At 69.0% G+C, this 22452-nt stretch carries 14 protein-coding genes; 1 reads left to right on the top strand and 13 read right to left on the bottom strand.

Features of this window, described 5'->3' with window-relative positions:
* Positions 1-1794: 1794 nt before the first annotated feature.
* Entirely contained in the window at positions 1795-2664 is an 870-nt protein-coding gene (locus ABGA99_RS33400) for an LLM class flavin-dependent oxidoreductase (RefSeq protein ID WP_347581106.1), read from the bottom strand.
* Positions 2665-3109: 445 nt separating this feature from the next.
* Positions 3110-4000, bottom strand: coding sequence for an NAD-dependent epimerase/dehydratase family protein (locus ABGA99_RS33395; RefSeq protein ID WP_347584099.1), 891 nt, complete (start codon positions 3998-4000; stop codon positions 3110-3112).
* A 71-nt stretch (positions 4001-4071) separates the two neighbouring features.
* On the opposite strand from ABGA99_RS33395, the gene ABGA99_RS33390 reads away from it, so the two are divergent.
* Positions 4072-5010, top strand: coding sequence for a helix-turn-helix domain-containing protein (locus ABGA99_RS33390; protein WP_347581108.1), 939 nt, complete (start codon positions 4072-4074; stop codon positions 5008-5010).
* Between the two features lie 57 nt (positions 5011-5067).
* Here ABGA99_RS33390 and ABGA99_RS33385 read toward each other — a convergent pair whose 3' ends face one another.
* The 11 genes from ABGA99_RS33385 to rplL all read right to left on the bottom strand — a co-directional run bounded on the left by ABGA99_RS33385 (position 5068) and on the right by rplL (position 22447).
* The gene (locus tag ABGA99_RS33385) at positions 5068-5799 is read right to left on the bottom strand and encodes an endonuclease V (RefSeq protein WP_347581109.1); all 732 of its coding nucleotides are present in this window, start codon (positions 5797-5799) and stop codon (positions 5068-5070) included.
* Between the two features lie 621 nt (positions 5800-6420).
* A complete protein-coding gene (locus ABGA99_RS33380; RefSeq protein ID WP_347584098.1) occupies positions 6421-7257 on the bottom strand; it encodes a hypothetical protein in 837 nt (278 codons plus the stop codon).
* A gap of 242 nt (positions 7258-7499) precedes the next feature.
* Positions 7500-8159 carry a hypothetical protein gene (locus tag ABGA99_RS33375; protein ID WP_347584097.1) on the bottom strand — a complete coding sequence of 220 codons (660 nt, stop codon included), beginning with the start codon at positions 8157-8159 and terminating at the stop codon, positions 7500-7502.
* Between the two features lie 262 nt (positions 8160-8421).
* Complete coding sequence (gene tuf, locus ABGA99_RS33370; RefSeq protein ID WP_347581111.1) at positions 8422-9615, bottom strand: elongation factor Tu; 1194 nt, start codon at positions 9613-9615, stop codon at positions 8422-8424.
* Positions 9616-9813: 198 nt separating this feature from the next.
* Positions 9814-11934 (bottom strand): elongation factor G, encoded by a 2121-nt coding sequence (fusA, locus tag ABGA99_RS33365; protein ID WP_347581112.1) that lies wholly within the window; start codon positions 11932-11934, stop codon positions 9814-9816.
* A 39-nt stretch (positions 11935-11973) separates the two neighbouring features.
* Complete coding sequence (gene rpsG, locus ABGA99_RS33360) at positions 11974-12444, bottom strand: 30S ribosomal protein S7 (protein WP_101422300.1); 471 nt, start codon at positions 12442-12444, stop codon at positions 11974-11976.
* Positions 12445-12446: 2 nt separating this feature from the next.
* A complete protein-coding gene (rpsL, locus tag ABGA99_RS33355) occupies positions 12447-12818 on the bottom strand; it encodes a 30S ribosomal protein S12 (RefSeq protein WP_003948652.1) in 372 nt (123 codons plus the stop codon).
* Positions 12819-13108: 290 nt separating this feature from the next.
* Positions 13109-13582: a DUF1707 and DUF4190 domain-containing protein gene (locus tag ABGA99_RS33350; RefSeq protein ID WP_347581113.1), complete on the bottom strand. Its 474-nt coding sequence runs from the start codon at positions 13580-13582 to the stop codon at positions 13109-13111.
* 344 nt (positions 13583-13926) lie between these two features.
* Positions 13927-17835, bottom strand: coding sequence for a DNA-directed RNA polymerase subunit beta' (locus tag ABGA99_RS33345; RefSeq protein WP_347581172.1), 3909 nt, complete (start codon positions 17833-17835; stop codon positions 13927-13929).
* Positions 17836-17961: 126 nt separating this feature from the next.
* Positions 17962-21447: a DNA-directed RNA polymerase subunit beta gene (rpoB, locus tag ABGA99_RS33340; RefSeq protein WP_347584096.1), complete on the bottom strand. Its 3486-nt coding sequence runs from the start codon at positions 21445-21447 to the stop codon at positions 17962-17964.
* Between the two features lie 613 nt (positions 21448-22060).
* On the bottom strand, positions 22061-22447 hold the full coding sequence (gene rplL / locus ABGA99_RS33335) for a 50S ribosomal protein L7/L12 (RefSeq protein ID WP_347581115.1): 387 nt from the start codon (positions 22445-22447) through the stop codon (positions 22061-22063).
* Positions 22448-22452: the final 5 nt, after the last annotated feature.

The raw sequence follows: 22452 nt of genomic DNA, 5'->3' as shown, positions 1-22452 counted from the left end.
GGGTGGGTGCATGGCCGCTGGGTGGCGGGGACGAGGGCCGGTGGCGGCTGGGAGGGGCAGGCCACGTGCTCTGCCAAAGCCAACCCGGCTTCCGGGGGGAGTCGGGAGGCCGTAGTTCGCGGATTTCGCTGCCGCGGGGAGACACCGGCCGGGTGCCGGGGAGCGTGGCCGGCGGGACGCACCGCGGCCCCGGGGAGGCGCCACCGGGCAGCTCCCATTCGCGGATGCCGCGAGAGACGGGACACCGGCAGGGTGCCGGAGGGTCGGCCAGCGGGACGCACCGCGGCCACGGGGAAGCGCCGTCGCGAGACGCCCATGTCGCAGATGCCGCGAGGGGCGGCACACCGGCCGGGTGCCGGAAGGCCCGGCCGACGGGACACACCGCGGCCACGGGGAGGCGCCACCGGGGCGGCTCCCTTCACGGATGTCGCGAGGGGCGAGGGCTCAAGCCCGGTACCGGGCGCCCGTGCGCCCGCCCGGTACCGGGCGGGCGCACGGGGCGGGCGGATCCGGCTGCGGGGGCGACTCAGGGAGCCCGCATCGCGAACTCGCCAGCGACGGGGAGCGCAGCCCCGGGCCGGGCAGACCCGCACCGCGCACGGCCCGGTCTCCCTCTCCCCTCACCGGGCCGGGGTGGGGAGACTCGTAGACGAGCTGTCTCGACGTGGGTTGTTGCATTGGGCCCCCCTCAAACGCGGGCCTGTTCGCACAAGAGCCGGGCTCCGACGTCAGCGGCGATGGTCCGAAGCAACCGGCGGTACGGCCCTCCACCCCCACCCGATCCGCCCCCGAGGGCCGACTTCTGCCCCCACCACGTACATCCGCCCGGCTGTCCGCCAGCGCCCAGGACGCACCCAATGGCCAGACGTCCCCAGCCGTCAGACGTCCCCGCACTCCCGCCCAAGGGTAGGCCGCCCCACCGACAAAAAGGACAGAGAACGATCCCGTACGAGCCCGGCACACCCCGGCCCCGCCTGGCACGCACGCCACCGGTACGAACTCGGGGCAGCCCCTCCCGCCAACCGGGTCAAATCCCCCGCCGAGGCGGAGTTTCGCCCCATAACGCGCACGTGGATACCCCAGGCCGGCGATCTAGCGCCCCGCACACCCCACCGAGACGAACTTCGCCTCACCACGCGCGCACCCCGACCGCAGCTCCGGGATTCACACCCCAAGGCCGCCGATGGGTACGCGGACGAGACGAACTCGCGATAACCCACCTAGAAAACCATCCCAAATCACCCGCGCAGCCAGACTTTCGCCCACCGAGGCACATGCACCCGACCAGAGGCACGAACTGCCACCACCCCGACGCCGAAGCCCACGCACCCGGATCCGCACTCCACCCGTACTACGAACCCGGGCGCTCGGCATCCCCGCACCCCGACGCCGAGCCCGCCCACCCCACCTCACAACCAACCCCCACCCGGTGCCGCTCCCCCGAACCCGACTGCACCACTCCCCCCACCCTCCAGCGCCGCCCCTGCCGCGGCCTGCACGGCGTTGTCGGAGGGGCGGCCTACCCTGGGGCGGGTGTGCGGGTGAGACACGGGGCCAGGGAGTCTGGGGGTCCGGGCAGGCCGGACAGAGCCTGGGTGGGACCGACCTCGGCGATCTCGGCGGCCCCGGCACAGTCCTCACCAGACCTCGGCATCCTCAGCGCCTCGGCACAGTCCTCACCAGACCTCGGCATCCTCAGCGCCTCGGCGCAACCCCAGCCAGACCTCGACATCCTCAGCGCCTCGGCGCAGTCCCAGCCAGAGACCTCGACATCCTCGGCCCGTTCCCCACCAGCTACGCGACCACCGGCGGACCCGCCTCCACCCGGCGCAGCACCGCGGACAGACTGTCCAGGTCGGGGCCGGTCTGGATCTGGCGCTCGTCCCACCACGTGGCGCCCGCGTCGTGCAGCGGGCCGACGATGTCCCTCGCCTTGGCCGCGTCCGGAGGCGTGGCACCGCCGAGTACGAACTCGAAGGGCCCCTCGGCCCCGCTCGCCGCGCGGTGTTCGCGTACGTACGCGAAGAGGTCCCGCACTTCGGCCAGATCCGGCACGTAACCGTGCCGGGCCGACTCGAACAACGGCACCGCGCCGTCCCACCGTGCTGCCCGCCGCATGGGAGGCCGGCGGGGCCAGAACCCACCGATCCACACCGGCGGACGGGGCTGCTGGACCGTGGCGGGCAGCAGCGTCACGTCCCGGGCCTCGTAGTGCTGGCCGCGGTGGGTCACCGGCTCGCCGGACCAGAAGCGCTGGAGCAGGTCCAGACCCTCGTCCAGCCGCTCGCCGAGCACCCGCGGCTCGGCGGTGTCGCCGAAGCTGCGGTACTCGTCCTCGACGGGACCGCCCAGACCGGCGCCGAAGATCACGCGCCCGCCGCTGAGCTGGTCGAGGGTGGCGACCTGACGGGCGAGCTGCTGCGGGAGGTAGCGGGGGACGGGGGTGAGCAGGGGGCCCAGCCGGAGCCGGGAGGTCGCCAGCGCGGCGGCGGTCAGCAGCATCCAGGGGTCGCCGAAGGGGCGGCCCAGGTGGTGTCGGTGCAGGACGTGGTCCCAGACGAAGAGCCCGTCCCAGCCGGCCTGTTCGGCGGCAGCCGCGACGGTGGCGACGTTACGGGGGTCGGCGAAGTCACCGAAGTTCGGGATGTTGACGGAGAAGCGCATCCCCGCAGGATGCGCAGCGTGCGGCGCGGAGGCAATCACATTCCCTGCGGGTCTGCCGCACGACGGCCGGCCTACGCCCGCCGCACGCCCGGCCCCGAGGGCGGATCCGCGGCAGCGAGCCCGACTTGATGGGAGAAGCCAGGGCGGGACCCTCAACGGCCGCGAGACCACCACACTTACTTTCACCGGCGGACCGAGCACGCCGGAGATGCATCGAACGCGGAGGCACGGTCTGGAGGTTCAGGGACGTCGACGAACCGTACGGGGCGAGGACACCCGCGGAGTCGATCGATGAGGACGACATCGCGCCTCGGATCGTCGACGTCCCCGCCTGACCTCGGCACAGCGCCGGAAGGCGGCGGCGCCCCCGTCGACACCGCCAACGGGGCGCCACGCCCTCAGCCTTGGCGCAGTCGGCCCACGCCGCCGCGATCCGCGTGTTCCGCTACACCACCTCCCGCAACACCTCGTCCACCGCCGTAGCGGTCACCCCGAGGACCTGCTCGGTCTCGGAGTGGTCGACGACGAACGGGTGGCCGGGCTTCACGAGTACCTCGTGCATTTCCGCCCAGAAGGGCTCCGAGAGCGCCAGCAGAGAGATCTCCCGTTCGGTCATCTCCGCCATACGGGGTTCCGGGGCGCCGGCGAGTGCGGCGAGTCGCGTGGCCAGTTCCCTGACGGACGGTGTCGACGTCGGCGCGTGCCAGGCGCGCCCGTACGCGCCCTCCTCGCGGCTTGCCGCGACCAGGGTGCGGGCCGTGTCGCCGATCGCCGAGTAGCTGTGCGGTACGTCGAGCGGCTGCGGTACCAGTACCGGCCTGCCTCCCAGGACCTGACCCTGCACCATGAGGCTGAACACCGAGTAGGCCCCGGCACCGTAGAACTGCGCCGCCCGCACCTCCGTCACCCTCACCCCCGAGGCTGCGGCCTCCTCCCAGACCCGCGCCCTGGCGCGCCCCTTGGGGCCGGTCGCGGCCAGCGGGAAGTCCGGCGTGATCGGGCCGGCCACCGGCCCGTACGCGTAGAGGTTGCCGAGCATGACGTACGCGGCCCCCGTCCGCCGCACCGCGCCGAGCAGCGACGCCGACAGAACCGGGAACTGCTCCGGCCAGAGGTGGTACGGCGGAGCGGCGGTGGTGAACAGCGTGTCCGCACCCTTCGCCAGCTCGGTGAGCCGGTCGGTGTCGGTCGCGTCCGCGGCGATCCTCTCGACGAGGGGATGGTCGGGACCGCCGCCGGTCCGGCTGATCATCCGTACCCGCTCGCCGTCCTCGGCCAGCAGCAGCGCGGTCTTCGAGGCGGTCGCTCCGCGCCCCACGATCACATGAGTTGTCATACGAACGACGGTGCCGCTCCGCGGGCTCGTACGATACTGGCCGGAATGCCAAGTGTCCGGAGGATCAGGCCATGCACCGCATCGCCGCAGTCGCCGTGCCGCCCGTGCTGAGCTTCGATGTCTCGATTCCGCTGATGGTCTTCAACAGCGTTCCGCAGTATGACGTGCGTGTCTGCGCGGTACGCCCCGGGCCGATGGGGACCGTCGGCGGGCCCGACATCGTCGTGCCGTACGGCCTGGAGGGGCTCGCCGGCGCCGACACGGTGATCGCCGTCGGCAGCGGCGGCGCGGAGGCCCCCGCGGAGATTCTGGACGCGCTACGGGACGCGGCCGCCGGCGGCGCACGGATCGCGTCCCTGTGCACGGGGGCGTTCGTGCTGGCCCAGGCCGGCCTGCTCGACGGGCGCCGCGCGACCACCCACTGGGGGCTGGCCGACGATCTCGCCACCCGCTTTCCGGCCGTCGTGGTGGAGCCCGACCGCCTGTTCGTCGAGGACGGCGGCATCTACACCTCGGCGGGCGCGGCTGCCGCGATCGATCTGTGCCTGCACCTGGTCGGAGTCGACTACGGCGCGGCGGTCGCGAACACGGTCGCGCGGCTCGCGGTCGTCCCTCCCGTACGACCCGGCGGTCAGTCGCAGTTCATCGAAACCCCGCTGCCACCGGAACGCGGCACCTCGCTCGCCCCCACGCGCGCATGGGCCCTCGAACGCCTCGACCTCCCGCTCACGCTCGCCGACCTGGCCCGCCACGCCGGAACCAGCGTGCGTACCCTGACCCGCCGCTTCCGCGCGGAGACGGGGCTGAGCCCACTGCAGTGGCTGCTCCAACGGCGTATCAACCGAGCGAGGGAGCTGCTGGAGACGACCGGGCTGCCGATGGACCAGGTGGCGGAGAAGAGCGGCCTGGGCAGCGCGGACTCGCTACGCAAACACATGGCCACGCAGGTCGGCGTCACACCCACGGCGTACCGCGCAAGCTTCAACCGGGCCCGCACGGGCACGCGCTGAGAACGCCCGCCGCGCAGGGCGGGCAATCGGCGGGGCGGGCACCGCGGCGAGGCTCCGTCAAGAGCCCGCTGCACCCCGGACGTCCCCCACCGTCCGCTCGCCGGGCGGCACCGCGTCCAGGAGCGCTTCGCGGCACAGCCTGTCCGCGGCCCGCGTCGTCTCGGGAAGGCGATACCGCCTCGCCAGCCTGAGCGTGAGCGCACACGCGTCGTCCACGCCGATCAAGTGGCCGGCGGACACGTACACGGGTTTCACCCCGGTCTGCGTCCGAAGCGCGCGTCCCACCACCTCCGTACCCTCCAGAAGCGGGGTCGACGAACCCCGCTCTGCTCCCGGTACGTCACACCGGAAATAGAGCGGATTCTTCGCCACACCGAACGACGGAATCCCCGTCAGAACCCCCAGATGACTCGCCAGGCCGACGCGACGGGGATGAGCGATGCCGTAACCGTCACACACCCACACGTCCGGTGGATCAACGAGTTCGCGCAGCGCCGCGGCAACCGCGGGAATCTCCCGAAAGGCCAACAGGCCGGAGACATAGGGGAACTCGATCCGCGAAACAGCGGTCACCGAATCGACCACGTCCAGACTCGCCACATCCACCACGGCGACCGCCGCCGCGCACACCCCCGACGCGTCGTCGTACGCCACGTCGATCCCGGCCGCGGTTCGCCACTCCGCGACGCCGTACGCCGACTCGACCCGCACGAGCCCCCGCAACCGCTCCTGCTCCGCCACCGCCTCCTCGACGGTCCGAGGGTGGCGAAGCCCGCCAGCCAGTTCCACTCACACCCCTTTGCCGCTCTCCAGCGGTCGCACCGTCACCGGCTGGAGCCGCACCTACTGGACCTCAGCGACGTGGGCGACCAGCCCGAACGAGCCACGGGCCTCGCCCCTGCCTGGCCGGGGGCCACCCGGGAACCGCCCGCGTAGCACCTCTGCCGCCCCGCCCTTCCGGTCCCCCGGCCCGGTACCGTACAGCGCGTCGCGGCCCCTCGCGAACGCCCTCGCCGCCCACCGCACCGCCCCGGGGACCTCCCCGGCCGGGCGGGGCAGGTGGCCGCGGGAAGAGAAGCCAGCACACCCGCCTCGTCGCGCAGCGCCTGCCCCTGCGCCTCAACGCCGGCGGCGCCGGTGGCAGGCAGCTCGGCCGCGGATGCGGGGAATGGCAATGCGACCAAGACACCCACCACGAACAACGCGGCCAGAATCTCTCGCACACACCTCACGGCTGGCACGGTGCCATCAACTCCCGGGTAGAGCGACGATGCGCAAGGAGACTCGACGTTATAGGAGCCCCAACGGCACGCACCACCCCACATTCGGGGCTGTTGACAACGGGCCGCGGGTGGAATTCCATTCCGCATCCCGAAATCGGTTAACTGCCCGAACGAACGGGCGTGAACGTCAGCGGACGACGGACTGGATCTCGTCGACTTCCAACTCCGTGGTCGTGCCGAAGGAACCGTCGGGCAGGTCGCCGCCGGTGTTGCCCGAGCCTTCCCATTCGATGTCCCACGTGATCGTCGCCCGGAGCGGGTAGGTCTCGCCGTCCGGCGTGGCCCGCAGGTACGTCAGCCCGCACGGCGGGATCTCCTCCTCCGACCCGGCGGTGAACGGGGTACCGATGGAGCCGTCGTCGTTGAAGGGGCAGGTGCCCGAGGAGGGGTGCAGTTCGGCGTCATCGGTGCCGGGTTCGAGGGTGAGGGACACCGGGGTGGCGGTGGTCCTGGCCCACATGCCGAGTACCGGCACCTCGGCGGTGACCGAGACGGGCTCGAAGGTGGCGGCGTCCAGCCAGGCCCAGGTGGCGAGGTTCACCTTCTGCGCGCGCTCGGCGTCGGGCTTGAGGTTGATCTCCGTATCCGGCACCCGGATGCGGTTGTACGCGATCTCGGAGAGGACCTGCGGCGTCACGGCGTTCTGGTACTCCGCCGGCGGCGGATCGCCCTTGTCCAGCCAGAACGGCCCGTCGTCACAATCCAGCGCGCCCGGGACACCCTCGCCGCCGTCCGGCACGTAGCCGTCCCACCAGTAGCCGTCACCGGACTTGGCCACGTTGAAGTCCTCGTAGGTGCCGGGCTCGTCGCCACCCTCGGCGTACTTCGCGCGCTGCTCGGCGTCCCACTGGTAGCCGGTGGACTCCAGCGACCAGGTGTGCTCCATCTCCTTCTTCAGCTGCTTGGGGGTATAAAGCGGCGCGTACCAACAAGGCGGCGGCGACCAGTCCCCCACGGGCTGCAAGGCGCCACCCCCCGACCCACCGGGCCCGCCCCCGGCCCCGTTGTCGGACTCGTCGATTACGACCCCTCCGGCCTCGGCGTGCAGGTTCTGTCCTTCGGCACCCCCGTCGGCCTGCCCGGCATCGTCTCCGCTGCCGCCACCAAAATCGGCGCCACCGGGTGTCTCGTCCGCGGACGCGGAGGGCGGCTGTGCGACCAGGATGCCCGACACGCATAACGCGGCCACAGCCCCGCGTAAGATCCTCAAGGCTGACATTGCGCGGCACCCCTCTCAGACACCACCTGCTCGGTAATCCACACCCCGTCGTCGTTCTTGCGAAGCTTGGTGTTGTAGACCAGGTAGCTGTCCTCAGTCACGGGCGTGACGTCCACTTTCCCCGTCTTCAAGGACTTGCTGTACGCCTTGCCCTGATCTTCGCAGTAGACGAGCGTGGCGGTGCCGTCGTCGTTGACCTCCACCTGCTCGTCGTAAAAGCGGTACTTTCCAGTTGTCCGCGACTCATCATCCACGAACAGCTGCGCGAACCGCTCTGCTTCGGCAGCAGCCTCGCCCTCGGTGTAGAACAGCAACGCCTCGTGGGTCGGATCCTGCTCCGCAATCGCTACGTCGATCGCCTTGACGAGCTGTTCCCCGTCCCGCAGCACGGCGTCCTTGTCCGGGTCGCCGGTCTTCGCCCACTCGAACTCGTACGTGATGTCCTTCGGCAGCTCTATCTCCGGTCTGCCCGCCGCCTCCTCCTCCGCGCTCGGCGACGGCGAGTCGTCCTCCCCCTTCTCCGCGCCCTGGATCTTGTCGTCCGGCTTGGTGGCGTCGTCCTCCTCGTCGCTGCCGCAGGCGGTCAGCAGCAGACTCAGGGCGGCGGTGGCCGCCAGGGCGGCAGCGGAAAGGGCGCGGGGGGACACGATCAACTCCCGGTTACGGTGACGGTACGTGAGGAAGCCGACGCTATAGGAATCCCCGCGGCGTTCACCACCCCCGCTTTCGGGGCTGTGGATAACACCGCGCGTTGACGTATTCCACAGCCCCTCTCATCAGGCAAATGGAATTCCAGCCCTCATGCCCCAAAGCCGGCTTGCCTGAACAGGCATAGGCGGACCCCGCCCACGCCAAAGGCCCCGGTCCGCCGTAAGGCGGGCCGGGGCCCTGGAAACGCGTACCGTCAGGTCACTTGAGGATCTTCGTGACCTGGCCGGCGCCCACCGTCCGGCCACCCTCGCGGATGGCGAACTTCAGGCCCTCCTCCATGGCGATGGGCTGGATCAGCTCCACCTTCATGTCGGTGTTGTCGCCCGGCATGACCATCTCCGTGCCCTCGGGGAGGTGCACGACGCCGGTCACGTCGGTGGTGCGGAAGTAGAACTGCGGGCGGTAGTTGTTGAAGAACGGGGTGTGCCGACCGCCCTCGTCCTTCGACAGGATGTACGCCGTCGCCTCGAACTCGGTGTGCGGGGTGACGGTGCCCGGCTTGATGATGACCTGGCCGCGCTCGACGTCCTCGCGCTTGATGCCGCGGAGGAGGAGACCGACGTTCTCACCGGCCTGGCCCTCGTCCAGCAGCTTGCGGAACATCTCGATGCCCGTGACCGTGGTCTTGGTCGTCTCTTCCTTGATGCCGATGATCGCGACTTCCTCGTTGACCTTGAGGATGCCGCGCTCGATGCGGCCGGTGACGACGGTGCCACGACCGGTGATCGTGAAAACGTCCTCGATCGGCATCAGGAACGGCTTGTCGATCTCGCGGACCGGCTCCGGGATGGACTCGTCGACGGCCTTCATCAGGTCGAGGACGGTCTTGCCCCACTCGGCGTCGCCCTCCAGCGCCTTCAGCGCGGAGACCTTGACGACCGGGACGTCGTCGCCCGGGAACTCGTACTCGGAGAGAAGCTCACGGACCTCGAGCTCGACGAGCTCCATGATCTCCTCGTCGTCCACCATGTCGGCCTTGTTCAGCGCGACGACGATGTACGGCACGCCGACCTGGCGGGCGAGCAGCACGTGCTCCTTGGTCTGCGGCATCGGACCATCGGTGGCGGCGACCACGAGGATCGCGCCGTCCATCTGGGCGGCACCGGTGATCATGTTCTTGATGTAGTCCGCGTGACCGGGGCAGTCGACGTGCGCGTAGTGCCGCGACTCGGTCTGGTACTCGACGTGCGCGATGGAGATCGTGATACCGCGCTGCTTCTCTTCCGGAGCCTTGTCGATCTGGTCGAAGGCCGAAGCCTCGTTGATGTCCGGATAAGCGTCGTGCAGCACCTTGGTGATCGCCGCGGTAAGAGTGGTCTTGCCGTGGTCGATGTGACCGATGGTGCCGATGTTGACGTGCGGCTTAGTCCGCTCGAACTTCGCCTTCGCCACTGGGGTCCTCCTGTGGACTGGTGCTGTACGCCCCCCGCCTTCTACGGAGGGGTTCAGGTGGTCGTTCCGAACCGGTCAGGACCCCTAGGGGGATGCCCTTGACCTGTCCGCCTGTGGTCGGCGGCCGGGGCACCCGCCGCAGCTCCCGGAGGATCTGCGGCGGTATGACCCGTATGCCGTTTGCTACAGCCTACGGCTTCACTCGCCCTTGGCCTTCGCGATGATCTCCTCGGCCACGTTCTTGGGAACCTCGGCGTAGGAGTCGAACTGCATGGAGTAGCTCGCCCGGCCGGACGTCTTGCTGCGCAAGTCGCCGACGTAGCCGAACATCTCCGACAGCGGGACCAGACCGGTGACCAGCTTGGCACCGCTCCGGTCCTCCATGGACTGGATCTGTCCACGGCGCGAGTTGATGTCGCCGATCACGTCGCCCATGTAGTCCTCGGGCGTCGTGACCTCGACCTTCATCATCGGCTCCAGCAGGACCGGAGCGGCCTTGCGGGCGGCCTCCTTGAAGGCCATCGAGCCGGCGATCTTGAAGGCCATCTCGGACGAGTCCACCTCGTGGTAGGCACCGTCCAGCAGGCGCACACGCACGCCCGTCAGCGGGTATCCGGCGAGGATGCCGAATTCCATGGCCTCCTGGCTGCCCGCGTCCACCGAGGGGATGTACTCCTTGGGGATGCGGCCGCCGGTGACCTCGTTGACGAACTCGTAGCCGTCGCCCTCCAGCGGTTCGAGCGCGATGATGACGCGCGCGAACTGGCCGGAGCCGCCGGTCTGCTTCTTGTGCGTGTACTCGTGCTTCGCCACCGGCCGGCGCACCGTCTCGCGGTACGCCACCTGCGGCTTACCGACGTTCGCCTCGACCTTGAACTCGCGCTTCATACGGTCGACCAGCACGTCCAAGTGCAGCTCGCCCATGCCCGAGATGATGGTCTGGCCGGTCTCCTCGTCCGTCTTGACCCGGAACGACGGGTCCTCCTCGGCGAGGCGCTGGATCGCGACACCCAGCTTCTCCTGGTCGCCCTTGGACTTCGGCTCGATGGCGACCTCGATCACCGGAGCCGGGAAGTCCATGGACTCCAGGATGACCGGATTCGCCGGGTCGCTCAGGGTCTCACCGGTGGTGGTCTGCTTCAGACCCATGACGGCGACGATGTCGCCGGCACCCACCGAGTCGATCTCTTCGCGCTTGTTGGCGTGCATCCGGTAGATCTTGCCGATGCGCTCCTTGCGGCCCTTGACCGAGTTCTGCACCTGCGAGCCGGAGTTCAGCCGGCCCGAGTAGACCCGGATGAACGTCAGCTTACCCAGGTGCGGGTCGCTGGCGATCTTGAAGGCGAGCGCGGAGAGCGGCTCCTCCTCCGAGGGCCGGCGGACGATGACCTCGTCGGGGTCGCCGACCGCGTGGCCCTCGATGGCCTCGACGTCCAGCGGCGACGGCAGGTAGCGCACGATCGCGTCCAGCAGGGGCTGTACGCCCTTGTTCTTGAACGCGGTGCCGCAGAACACCGGGGTGACGGTGGTGCCCTCGCCCTTGCCGGAGTTGATGGTGATACGGCGCACGGCCGCGTAGAGCTGCTCCTCGGTGGGCTCCTCGCCCTCCAGGTACAGCTCCATCATCTCCTCGTCGTTCTCGGCGACGGCTTCGAGCAGCGTGCCCCGCCACTCGTCGGCCGCCTCGAGGTGCGTCTCCGGGATGTCGACGACGTCGTACGCCTCGCCGAGCTTGGCCTCGGGCGACCAGACGAACGCCTTCATCCGGACCAGGTCGACGACGCCCTTGAAGTCCGCCTCGGTACCGATCGGGAGCTGCATCACCAGCGGGGTCGCGCCCAGCCGGTCGGTGATCATGTCCACGCAGCGGTGGAACTCGGCGCCCGTGCGGTCCAGCTTGTTGACGAAGCAGATACGCGGGACGCCGTAGCGGTCGGCCTGGCGCCACACGGTCTCGGACTGCGGCTCGACACCGGCCACACCGTCGAACACCGTCACCGCACCGTCGAGCACGCGCAGCGAGCGCTCCACCTCGACGGTGAAGTCGACGTGGCCCGGGGTGTCGATGATGTTGATGGTGTGATCGACCTCGTCGAGCGGCCAGTGGCAGGTCGTCGCGGCAGACGTGATCGTGATGCCGCGCTCCTGCTCCTGCGCCATCCAGTCCATCGTGGCTGCGCCGTCGTGGACCTCACCGATCTTGTACGAGACACCGGTGTAGTACAGGATCCGCTCGGTGGTGGTCGTCTTGCCCGCGTCGATGTGCGCCATGATCCCGATGTTGCGGACCTTGGCCAGGTCAAGTGAAGTGGTGGCCATGTTGGCTCAGTCTTCTCTCTCGTAATACGGGGTTCTCGACTACCAGCGGTAGTGCGCGAAGGCCTTGTTGGCGTCGGCCATCTTGTGGGTGTCCTCGCGGCGCTTGACGGAGGCGCCCAGGCCGTTGCTGGCGTCCAGCAGCTCGTTCATGAGCCGCTCGGTCATCGTCTTCTCGCGGCGGGCGCGGGAGTAGCCCACGAGCCAGCGCAGCGCGAGCGTGGCGGACCGGCCGGGCTTCACCTCGACCGGGACCTGGTACGTGGCGCCGCCGACGCGGCGGGACTTGACCTCGATGGCCGGCTTGACGTTCTCCAGGGCGCGCTTCAGCGTGATGACGGGGTCGTTGCCGGTCTTGTCGCGCAGGCCCTCCATGGCGCCGTACACGATGCGCTCGGCGGTGGAGCGCTTGCCGTGCAGGAGCACCTTGTTGATCAGGGAGGTCACCAGAGGAGAGTTGTAGACCGGGTCGATGTGCACCGGTCGCTTCGGGGCGGGGCCCTTACGAGGCATGCTTACTTCTCCTTCTTGGCGCCGTAGCGGCTGCGGGCCTGCTTGCGGTTCTTGACACCCTGGGTGTCGAGCGAACCGCGGATGATCTTGTAGCGAACGCCCGGCAGGTCCTTCACACGGCCACCGCGCACGAGCACGATCGAGTGCTCCTGCAGGTTGTGCCCCTCACCCGGGATGTAAGCGGTAACCTCGATCCCGCTGGTCAGACGCACACGCGCGACCTTACGCAGGGCCGAGTTCGGCTTCTTCGGGGTGGTGGTGAACACACGCGTGCAAACGCCGCGGCGCTGGGGCGAACCCTCGAGCGCGGGCGTCTTGTTCTTCTCGACCTTGTCCTGCCGGCCCTTGCGGACCAGCTGCTGGATCGTAGGCACCGTTTCTCCGGTTTCTGTGTGCCGATCTCGATACTTCTAACCTGGGGTTTCGTCCGTGAAGACCCGCCGGCCCCCGACCCACGCGGTCGGGTGTGTCGCAAGCCCCGTACGTCCCCGCCAGTCTCACGGGGAAGTGCAGCTCTTCGGTGTCACAGCCTCGGCGCCTTCGCGGGAGCGCCCCCGCGCACGCGAAGACCCGGGGACACCCCAGGCACAAGGTCAGAGGGTACCTACAGCCACCCGCTCCGGTCAAAACAAAAAGACATAAGGGACGACGCCCGTGGGTACAGTTACGCTCCACTGCTGGCCACGGCGGCCACGATGAGGGCGATGAACGCCACGAAGCTGAGGGCCAGATAGCCGATGACCAGGCCCGCGAGTGCCATGCCGTCGCCCTGCTCGCCGGTCCTGCGGATCTCGGCGCGCGCCTTGTGCCCCAGGATGATCGCGGGGATGAACGTCACACCGACCACCGGCACCAGCGCCCCGCACACCATCGCGCCGATCGCCGAGCTGTTCGTACGCTGCGGGGGCGGCAGGACGGGCACGGGCTGGAACGTATGCGGCACCACGGCCGGCATGGTCGGGATGCCGATGGGGCCCTGCGGCAGGTCGGAGATGAGCAGGTGCAGCTCGCCGTAGGTCTGCGCCTCGTACGCCTGCGACATGCGCTGCTCGTACTCCGGCTGGGTGAGCCTGCCCTCCGCGAACCCGGCCTTGATCACATCGACGGTCCGCTCCCGGTCGGCATGCGAGGCACGCATCGACGGAGGCCGGCTTTGGTCCCACGGCTGCATGGACACTCAGGAACCTCCCCACCCGCGGTCTCCGCGGACCGCGTGCCTTCTATTGTGCTCGACGCACGGGACGCCGAGGGAGTTCCGGTGCGGCGCCGGGAAGTTCGCGTCGCCGCCGTGCGCCCCCTTGCCGCCACGTTGCCCGGTTCGCACGCCGTTTCATGGTAGCCCCGTGCCGCACGGACAGCGTCCCCCGGGACGGCCGGACCGCCCGTGCCCGCGCAGCCGCCGGAGGGGCCCGTGAAACGCCGCAGGGCGGCTCTCCGGGGTGGAGAGCCGCCCTGCGGGCCGTGCGGTGACGCCGGCCGCGTTTACTGGTTGTACGGGCCGTAGTCGTAGTCCTCCAGCGGGACCGCCTGGCCGGAACCCGTGCCGAAGGGCGAGTAGTCGATGTCGTCGTAGCCGACGGTCGAGTACATCGCGGCCTTCGCCTCCTCGGTGGGCTCCACCCGGATGTTGCGGTAGCGGGACAGGCCCGTACCGGCCGGGATCAGCTTGCCGATGATCACGTTCTCCTTGAGGCCGATCAGGGAGTCCGACTTGGCGTTGATCGCCGCGTCGGTCAGCACCCGGGTCGTCTCCTGGAACGACGCCGCCGACAGCCACGACTCGGTGGCCAGCGACGCCTTCGTGATGCCCATGAGCTGCGGCCGGCCGGAGGCCGGCTGGCCGCCCTCGGCCACGACGCGCCGGTTCTCCTGCTCGAACTTCGAGCGCTCGACCAGCTCCCCCGGCAGCAGCTCCGCGTCGCCGGACTCGATGATCGTCACCCGGCGCAGCATCTGCCGGATGATGATCTCGATGTGCTTGTCGTGGATGGACACGCCCTGGCTGTTGTAGACCTTCTGCACCTCGCCGACCAGGTGGACCTGCACGGCCCGCTGACCGAGGATGCGCAGCACGTCGTGCGGGTTCTCCGTACCGACGGTCAGCTTCTGGCCGACCTCGACGTGGTCGCCCTCGCCGGCGGTGAGACGGGCGCGCTTGGACACGCCGTACGCGACCTCGTCGGAACCGTCGTCGGGGGTGACGACGACCTTCTTGGTCTTCTCCGTCTCCTCGATCCGCACCCGCCCCGCGGCCTCCGAGATCGGCGCCACGCCCTTGGGCGTACGGGCCTCGAAGAGCTCGACGACACGCGGCAGACCCTGGGTGATGTCCTCACCCGCCACACCACCGGTGTGGAAGGTGCGCATCGTGAGCTGGGTGCCGGGCTCGCCGATGGACTGGGCGGCGATGATGCCCACGGCCTCGCCGATGTCCACCAGCTTGCCGGTGGCCAGCGAACGGCCGTAGCACATGGCGCAGGTGCCGACGGCGGACTCGCAGGTGAGCACCGAGCGGGTCTTGACCGTCGCCACGCCGTGCCGGATCAGCTCGTCGATGAGCACGTCGCCCAGGTCGGTGCCGGCCGGGGCCAGCACCTTGCCGTCGACGACGATGTCCTCGGCGAGGCAGCGCGCGTACACCGAGGTCTCGGCGTCCTCCGCCTTGCGCAGCACGCCCTCGGCGCCGACCGACGCGATCTCCAGCTTCAGGCCGCGGTCGGTGCCGCAGTCCTCCTCGCGGATGATCACGTCCTGCGAGACGTCCACCAGACGCCGGGTCAGGTAACCCGAGTCGGCGGTGCGCAGCGCGGTGTCGGCGAGACCCTTGCGGGCGCCGTGCGTGGAGATGAAGTACTCCAGCACGGACAGGCCCTCACGGAACGAGGACTTGATCGGCCGCGGGATGGTCTCGTTCTTGGCGTTGGACACCAGGCCGCGCATACCCGCGATCTGGCGCATCTGCATCATGTTTCCGCGCGCACCCGAGTTGACCATCATGAAGATCGGGTTGGTCTTCGGGAAGTTCTCGTTCATGGCCTCGGCGACCTCGTTGGTCGCCTTGGTCCAGATCGCGATGAGTTCCTGGGTGCGCTCGTCCTTGGTGATCAGGCCGCGCTCGTACTGCTTCTGGACCTTCTCGTCCTGGGCCTCGTACCCGGCGATGATCTCCTTCTTCGCCTCCGGCACGACCACGTCCGAGATGGCGATGGTGACGCCGGAGTGGGTGGCCCAGTAGAAGCCCGAGGACTTCAGGTTGTCCAGGGTCTGCGCGACCAGGACCTTCGGGTAGCGCTCGGCGAGGTCGTTGACGATCTCGGAGAGCTGCTTCTTGCCGACGGTGTAGTGGATGAACGGGTAGTCCTCGGGCAGCAGCTCGTTGAAGAGCGCGCGGCCCAGGGTCGTACGGAGCCGGAACGGGTCGCCCGGCTGCCAGTCCGAGTCGGCCGCGGCCTCGCCCTCGGGCACCGGCGGCGTCCAGCCGCGCGGCGGCACGGAGCCGACGGGGAAGCGGATGTCGACGTTCGCCTGGAGCGACAGCTCGCCGGCGTCGAAGGCCATGATCGCTTCGGCGACCGAGGCGAACGAGCGGTCCTCGCCCTTCTTCTCACCCTCGATCTCGTCGGTGGTGAGGAAGAACAGCCCGAGCACCATGTCCTGGGTGGGCATGGTCACCGGCCGGCCGTCGGCCGGCTTGAGGATGTTGTTCGAGGACAGCATGAGGATGCGGGCCTCGGCCTGCGCCTCCGCGGAGAGCGGCAGGTGCACGGCCATCTGGTCGCCGTCGAAGTCCGCGTTGAACGCGGTGCAGACGAGCGGGTGGATCTGGATGGCCTTGCCCTCGACGAGCTGCGGCTCGAACGCCTGGATGCCGAGGCGGTGCAGCGTCGGCGCCCGGTTCAGCAGCACCGGGTGCTCGGCGATGACCTCTTCCAGCACGTCGTACACGACCGTGCGGCCGCGCTCGACCATGCGCTTGGCGCTCTTGATGTTCTGCGCGTGGTTCAGGTCGACCAGGCGCTTCATCACGAACGGCTTGAAGAGCTCCAGCGCCATGGCCTTGGGCAGACCGCACTGGTGCAGCTTGAGCTGAGGGCCGACGACGATGACGGAACGGGCCGAGTAGTCGACGCGCTTGCCGAGCAGGTTCTGCCGGAAGCGGCCCTGCTTGCCCTTGAGCATGTCGGACAGCGACTTGAGCGGGCGGTTGCCCGGACCGGTCACCGGCCGGCCGCGGCGGCCGTTGTCGAACAGCGCGTCGACGGCCTCCTGCAGCATGCGCTTCTCGTTGTTGACGATGATCTCGGGCGCGCCGAGGTCGAGCAGCCGCTTCAGCCGGTTGTTGCGGTTGATGACGCGGCGGTACAGGTCGTTCAGGTCGGAGGTCGCGAAGCGGCCACCGTCGAGCTGCACCATCGGACGCAGGTCCGGCGGGATCACCGGGACGCAGTCCAGGACCATGCCGTTGGGGCTGTTGCGGGTGTGCTGGAACGCGGAGACGACCTTCAGCCGCTTCAGGGCACGGGTCTTCTTCTGGCCCTTGCCGGTGCGGATGATCTCGCGGAGCTTCTCCGCCTCCTCGTCCAGGTCGAAGGACTCCAGGCGCTTCTGCAGCGCCGCGGCGCCCATGCCGCCCTGGAAGTACGTGCCGAAGCGGTCGCGCAGCTCGCGGTAGAGCAGCTCGTCGCCCTCCAGGTCCTGGACCTTGAGGTTCTTGAAGCGGTTCCACACCTCGTCCAGGCGGTCCAGCTCGCGCTGGGCCCGGTCGCGGAGCTGCTTCATCTCGCGCTCGCCGCCCTCGCGCACCTTGCGGCGCACGTCGGCCTTGGCGCCTTCGGCCTCCAGCTCGGCCAGGTCGGCTTCCGCCTTCTTGGCCCGGGCCTCCAGGTCGCCGTCGCGGCGCTGCTCGATCTGCTGGCGCTCGACGGAGATCTGGGCCTCCAGCGACGACAGGTCGCGCTGGCGGCGCTCGTCGTCCACCCACGTGATCATGTAGGCGGCGAAGTAGATGACCTTCTCCAGGTCCTTCGGCGCCAGGTCGAGCAGGTAGCCGAGGCGTGACGGGACGCCCTTGAAGTACCAGATGTGCGTGACGGGCGCGGCGAGCTCGATGTGGCCCATCCGCTCACGGCGCACCTTGGCGCGGGTCACCTCGACGCCGCAGCGCTCACAGATGATGCCCTTGAAGCGGACGCGCTTGTACTTGCCGCAGTAGCACTCCCAGTCCCGGGTGGGGCCGAAGATCTTCTCGCAGAAGAGGCCGTCCTTCTCGGGCTTGAGGGTGCGGTAGTTGATGGTCTCGGGCTTCTTGACCTCGCCGTGGGACCAGGTCCGGATGTCGTCCGCGGTCGCCAGGCCGATCCGCAGCTCGTCGAAGAAGTTGACGTCGAGCACTCTCGTCAATCCCTCTCAGGGTCGTGTGTCAATGGTCTGATCGCGGGTCGCGGGAGGGGGTGCCTCCCAGGCCCGCTAGGGCCGAGGGGGAGGCGGGAGCTTCGAAGGAAGCTCCCGCCGGACCCGTCAGACCTCTTCGACGCTGCTCGGCTCGCGCCGGGACAGGTCGATGCCAAGCTCTTCCGCGGCACGGAAGACGTCCTCGTCCGTGTCGCGCATCTCGATGGACATGCCGTCGGAGGAGAGCACCTCCACGTTCAGGCACAGGGACTGCATCTCCTTGATGAGCACCTTGAAGGACTCGGGGATGCCCGGCTCGGGGATGTTCTCGCCCTTGACGATGGCCTCGTAGACCTTCACGCGGCCGGTCACGTCGTCCGACTTGATGGTGAGCAGTTCCTGCAGTGCGTAGGCGGCGCCGTACGCCTCCAGGGCCCACACCTCCATCTCGCCGAACCGCTGGCCGCCGAACTGCGCCTTACCGCCCAGCGGCTGCTGGGTGATCATCGAGTACGGGCCGGTGGACCGGGCGTGGAGCTTGTCGTCCACGAGGTGGTGCAGCTTGAGGATGTACATGTAACCGACGGAGATCGGCTCCGGGAACGGCTCGCCGGAGCGGCCGTCGAAGAGCTGCGCCTTGCCGGACGGCTGCACCATGCGGTCGCCGTCGCGGTTGGGCAGCGTGTTCTGGATCAGGCCGGCCAGCTCGTCCTCACGGGCGCCGTCGAAGACCGGCGTCGCCACGTTCGTACCGGAGGCGACCTGGTCGGCGCCGATGCCCTGCAGACGCTCGGCCCACTCCTCCTTGATGCCGGAGACGTCCCAGCCCTGGGCGGCGAGCCAGCCCAGGTGGATCTCCAGCACCTGACCCGGGTTCATCCGGGAGGGCACGCCGAGCGGGTTGAGGATGATGTCGACCGGGTGGCCGTCCTCCATGAACGGCATGTCCTCGATCGGCAGGATCTTGGCGATGACGCCCTTGTTGCCGTGCCGGCCGGCGAGCTTGTCGCCGTCGGTGATCTTGCGCTTCTGGGCGACGTAGACCCGGACGAGCTGGTTCACGCCGGGCGGCAGTTCGTCGCCCTCCTCGCGGTCGAAGACGCGGACGCCGATGACGCGGCCGGTCTCGCCGTGCGGGACCTTCAGGGACGTGTCACGGACCTCGCGGGCCTTCTCACCGAAGATCGCGCGCAGCAGCCGCTCCTCCGGGGTCAGCTCGGTCTCGCCCTTGGGCGTGACCTTGCCGACCAGGATGTCGCCGGCGACGACCTCGGCGCCGATGCGGATGATGCCGCGCTCGTCGAGGTCGGCGAGGACCTCCTCGGAGACGTTCGGGATGTCCCGGGTGATCTCCTCGGGGCCCAGCTTGGTGTCGCGGGCGTCGACCTCGTGCTCCTCGATGTGGATCGAGGACAGGACGTCGTCCTGCACGAGGCGCTGGCTGAGGATGATGGCGTCCTCGTAGTTGTGGCCCTCCCACGGCATGAACGCCACCAGGAGGTTCTTGCCGAGCGCCATCTCGCCCTCGTCGGTCGAGGGGCCGTCGGCGAGCACCTGGCCCTCGATGACGCGGGAGCCCTCGTCCACGAGCACCTTCTGGTTGAAGGAGGTGCCCTGGTTGGAGCGGTGGAACTTGTTGACGCGGTACGTGGTGTAGGTGCCGTCGTCGTTGGCGACGGTGACGTAGTCCGCGGAGACCTCCTGGACCACGCCGTCCTTCTCGGCCTTGATGACGTCGCCGGCGTCGACCGCGCAGCGGTACTCCATGCCGGTGCCGACGAGCGGGGCCTCGGCCCGGATCAGCGGCACGGCCTGGCGCATCATGTTCGAGCCCATGAGCGCGCGGTTGGCGTCGTCGTGCTCCAGGAACGGGATCATCGCGGTCGCGACCGACACCATCTGGCGCGGCGAGACGTCCATGTAGTCGACGTCGTCGCCGGGGATGTAGTCGACCTCGCCGCCGCGGCGGCGGACCAGGACGCGGTTCTCGGCGAAGTGCAGGTCGTTCGTCAGCGGCGCGTTGGCCTGCGCGATGACGAAGCGGTCCTCCTCGTCGGCCGTCAGGTAGTCCACGTCGTCGGTGACGACGCCGTCGACGACCTTGCGGTACGGGGTCTCGATGAAGCCGAACGCGTTGACCCGGCCGTACGAGGCGAGCGAGCCGATCAGGCCGATGTTCGGGCCTTCCGGCGTCTCGATCGGACACATGCGGCCGTAGTGCGACGGGTGCACGTCGCGGACCTCGAAGCCGGCCCGCTCACGGGACAGACCACCGGGGCCGAGCGCGTTGAGCCGGCGCTTGTGGGTGAGCCCGGACAGCGGGTTCGTCTGGTCCATGAACTGCGACAGCTGGCTGGTGCCGAAGAACTCCTTGATGGAGGCGACGACCGGCCGGATGTTGATCAGGGTCTGCGGCGTGATCGCCTCGACGTCCTGGGTCGTCATGCGCTCGCGCACGACGCGCTCCATGCGGGCGAGGCCCGTACGCACCTGGTTCTGGATCAGCTCGCCGACGTTGCGGATGCGGCGGTTGCCGAAGTGGTCGATGTCGTCGGTCTCGACGACGACGGACTGGCCGTTGTCCCCGACGGTCTCGACCTCACCGGCGTGCAGCTTCACCAGGTACTTGATCGAGGCGATGATGTCCTCGACCGTCAGCGTGCCGGCGTCGAGCGGCGCGGCGGCGCCCAGCTTCTTGTTGATCTTGTAGCGGCCGACCTTGGCGAGGTCGTAGCGCTTGGGGTTGAAGTACAGGTTCTCCAGCAGCGTCTGCGCGGCCTCCTTGGTCGGCGGCTCGCCCGGACGCAGCTTGCGGTAGATGTCGAGCAGCGCGTCGTCCTGCCCCTGGGTGTGGTCCTTCTCCAGGGTGGCGCGCATGGACTCGTACTCGCCGAACTCCTCGAGGATCTGCTCGTTCGTCCAGCCGAGGGCCTTGAGCAGCACGGTGATCGACTGCTTGCGCTTGCGGTCGATGCGGACACCGACCATGTCGCGCTTGTCGATCTCCATCTCCAGCCAGGCGCCCCGGGAGGGGATGACCTTGACGGAGAAGATGTCCTTGTCGGAGGTCTTGTCGATGGAGGAGTCGAAGTAGACGCCCGGGGACCGGACGAGCTGCGAGACCACGACACGCTCGGTGCCGTTGATCACGAAGGTGCCCTTGTCCGTCATGAGCGGGAAGTCGCCCATGAAGACCGTCTGGGACTTGATCTCCCCGGTCTCGTTGTTGGTGAACTCGGCGGTGACGAAGAGCGGGGCGGCGTACGTGAAGTCGCGCTCCTTGCACTCGTCGATGGAGTTCTTCGGGGGCTCGAAGCGGTGGTCGCGGAAGGTCAGCGACATCGACCCGGAGAAGTCCTCGATCGGGGAGATCTCCTCGAAGATCTCCTCGAGGCCGGACTTGGTGGGGACGTCCTGTCCATGATCCAGGGCATCCTCGACACGAGCCTTCCAGGCGTCGTTGCCGAGGAGCCAGTCAAAGCTCTCGGTCTGGAGCGCAAGAAGGTTCGGAACCTCGAGGGGTTCCTTGATCTTCGCGAAAGAGATGCGCAGCGGGGCGGTGCTGGCGCCGTTGTTCGAACTAGCGGTCGAGGCGGTGCGCGAGGCGGCCAAGAGGGGTCCTTCCGAGGGCTCGGACTCACTACGCGCGTACCGGTCCCAAAACCCACACGGGGAGGAGAACGCCCAGGTCAAAGCGTGTCTCTCAAGATCGTACGAGCTCTGGACAGACCCCTGGTGACGGGCAGGGGCAGTTAACAGGCAGCGCAAAGGGTCAGTGTAGCGACTCGCCACACTGATGTCCAGCGGAGGCTGGAGACCAGCAAATCGTCGATCTCTCCCTGCCTGAGGAGTGCCCGCCTCGCGTGGGGCCTCCCCTGAAGTTATGCCGAATACCGGATGCCTTCGCGCTTGAAGCCATTCCCACTCCGTCACCGATCCATGCCTCGGAGTACGGACCGATGTGACGACCTGAGATGTGACGACCTGAGAATCGCGCGCCGCTGGCCGTTCGTCAAGGCCCCCCTGCCCCAGGGAGATCATGTCGGCCGCCCCGGCCGGTGAAGATCACCATACCCGCCGGTGCCCGCGGGGCAAGCGCTCCGGCCGGGGGCCCGGCAACGCAGCGAGGGCGACCACCCGGATGGGTGATCGCCCTCGGTGGCGGCACTGGGGCCGTCAGACCCGGCGGGCCGGGCTCACAGCGCCCTGGCCGGCCGGGACGAGGTCACTTGACCTCGACGGAGGCGCCGGCGCCCTCGAGGGACTCCTTGGCCTTGTCCGCGGCCTCCTTGTTGACCTTCTCCAGAACCGCCTTCGGCGTGCCGTCGACCAGCTCCTTGGCCTCCTTCAGGCCGAGCGAGGTCAGCTCGCGCACGACCTTGATGACCTGGATCTTCTTCTCGCCGGCGCCGAGCAGGACGACGTCGAACTCGTCCTTCTCCGGCTCCGCCTCCGCACCGGCGGGGGCGCCCGGGACGCCCACGGCGACGGCGGCCGGGGCGGCGGCCTCGACGTCGAACTTCTCCTCGAACTTCTTGACGAAGTCGGAGAGCTCGAGGAGGGTCATCTCCTCGAACTGCGCGAGCAGGTCTTCCTGGCTGAGCTTCGCCATGGTGG

This window comes from Streptomyces sp. B5E4 (assembly GCF_039871555.1).
In the GTDB taxonomy this organism is placed as follows: Bacteria; Actinomycetota; Actinomycetes; order Streptomycetales; family Streptomycetaceae; genus Streptomyces.
The sequence above is the reverse complement of the archived record's forward strand: the minus strand, read 5'-3'. Positions and strand labels throughout refer to the sequence as shown.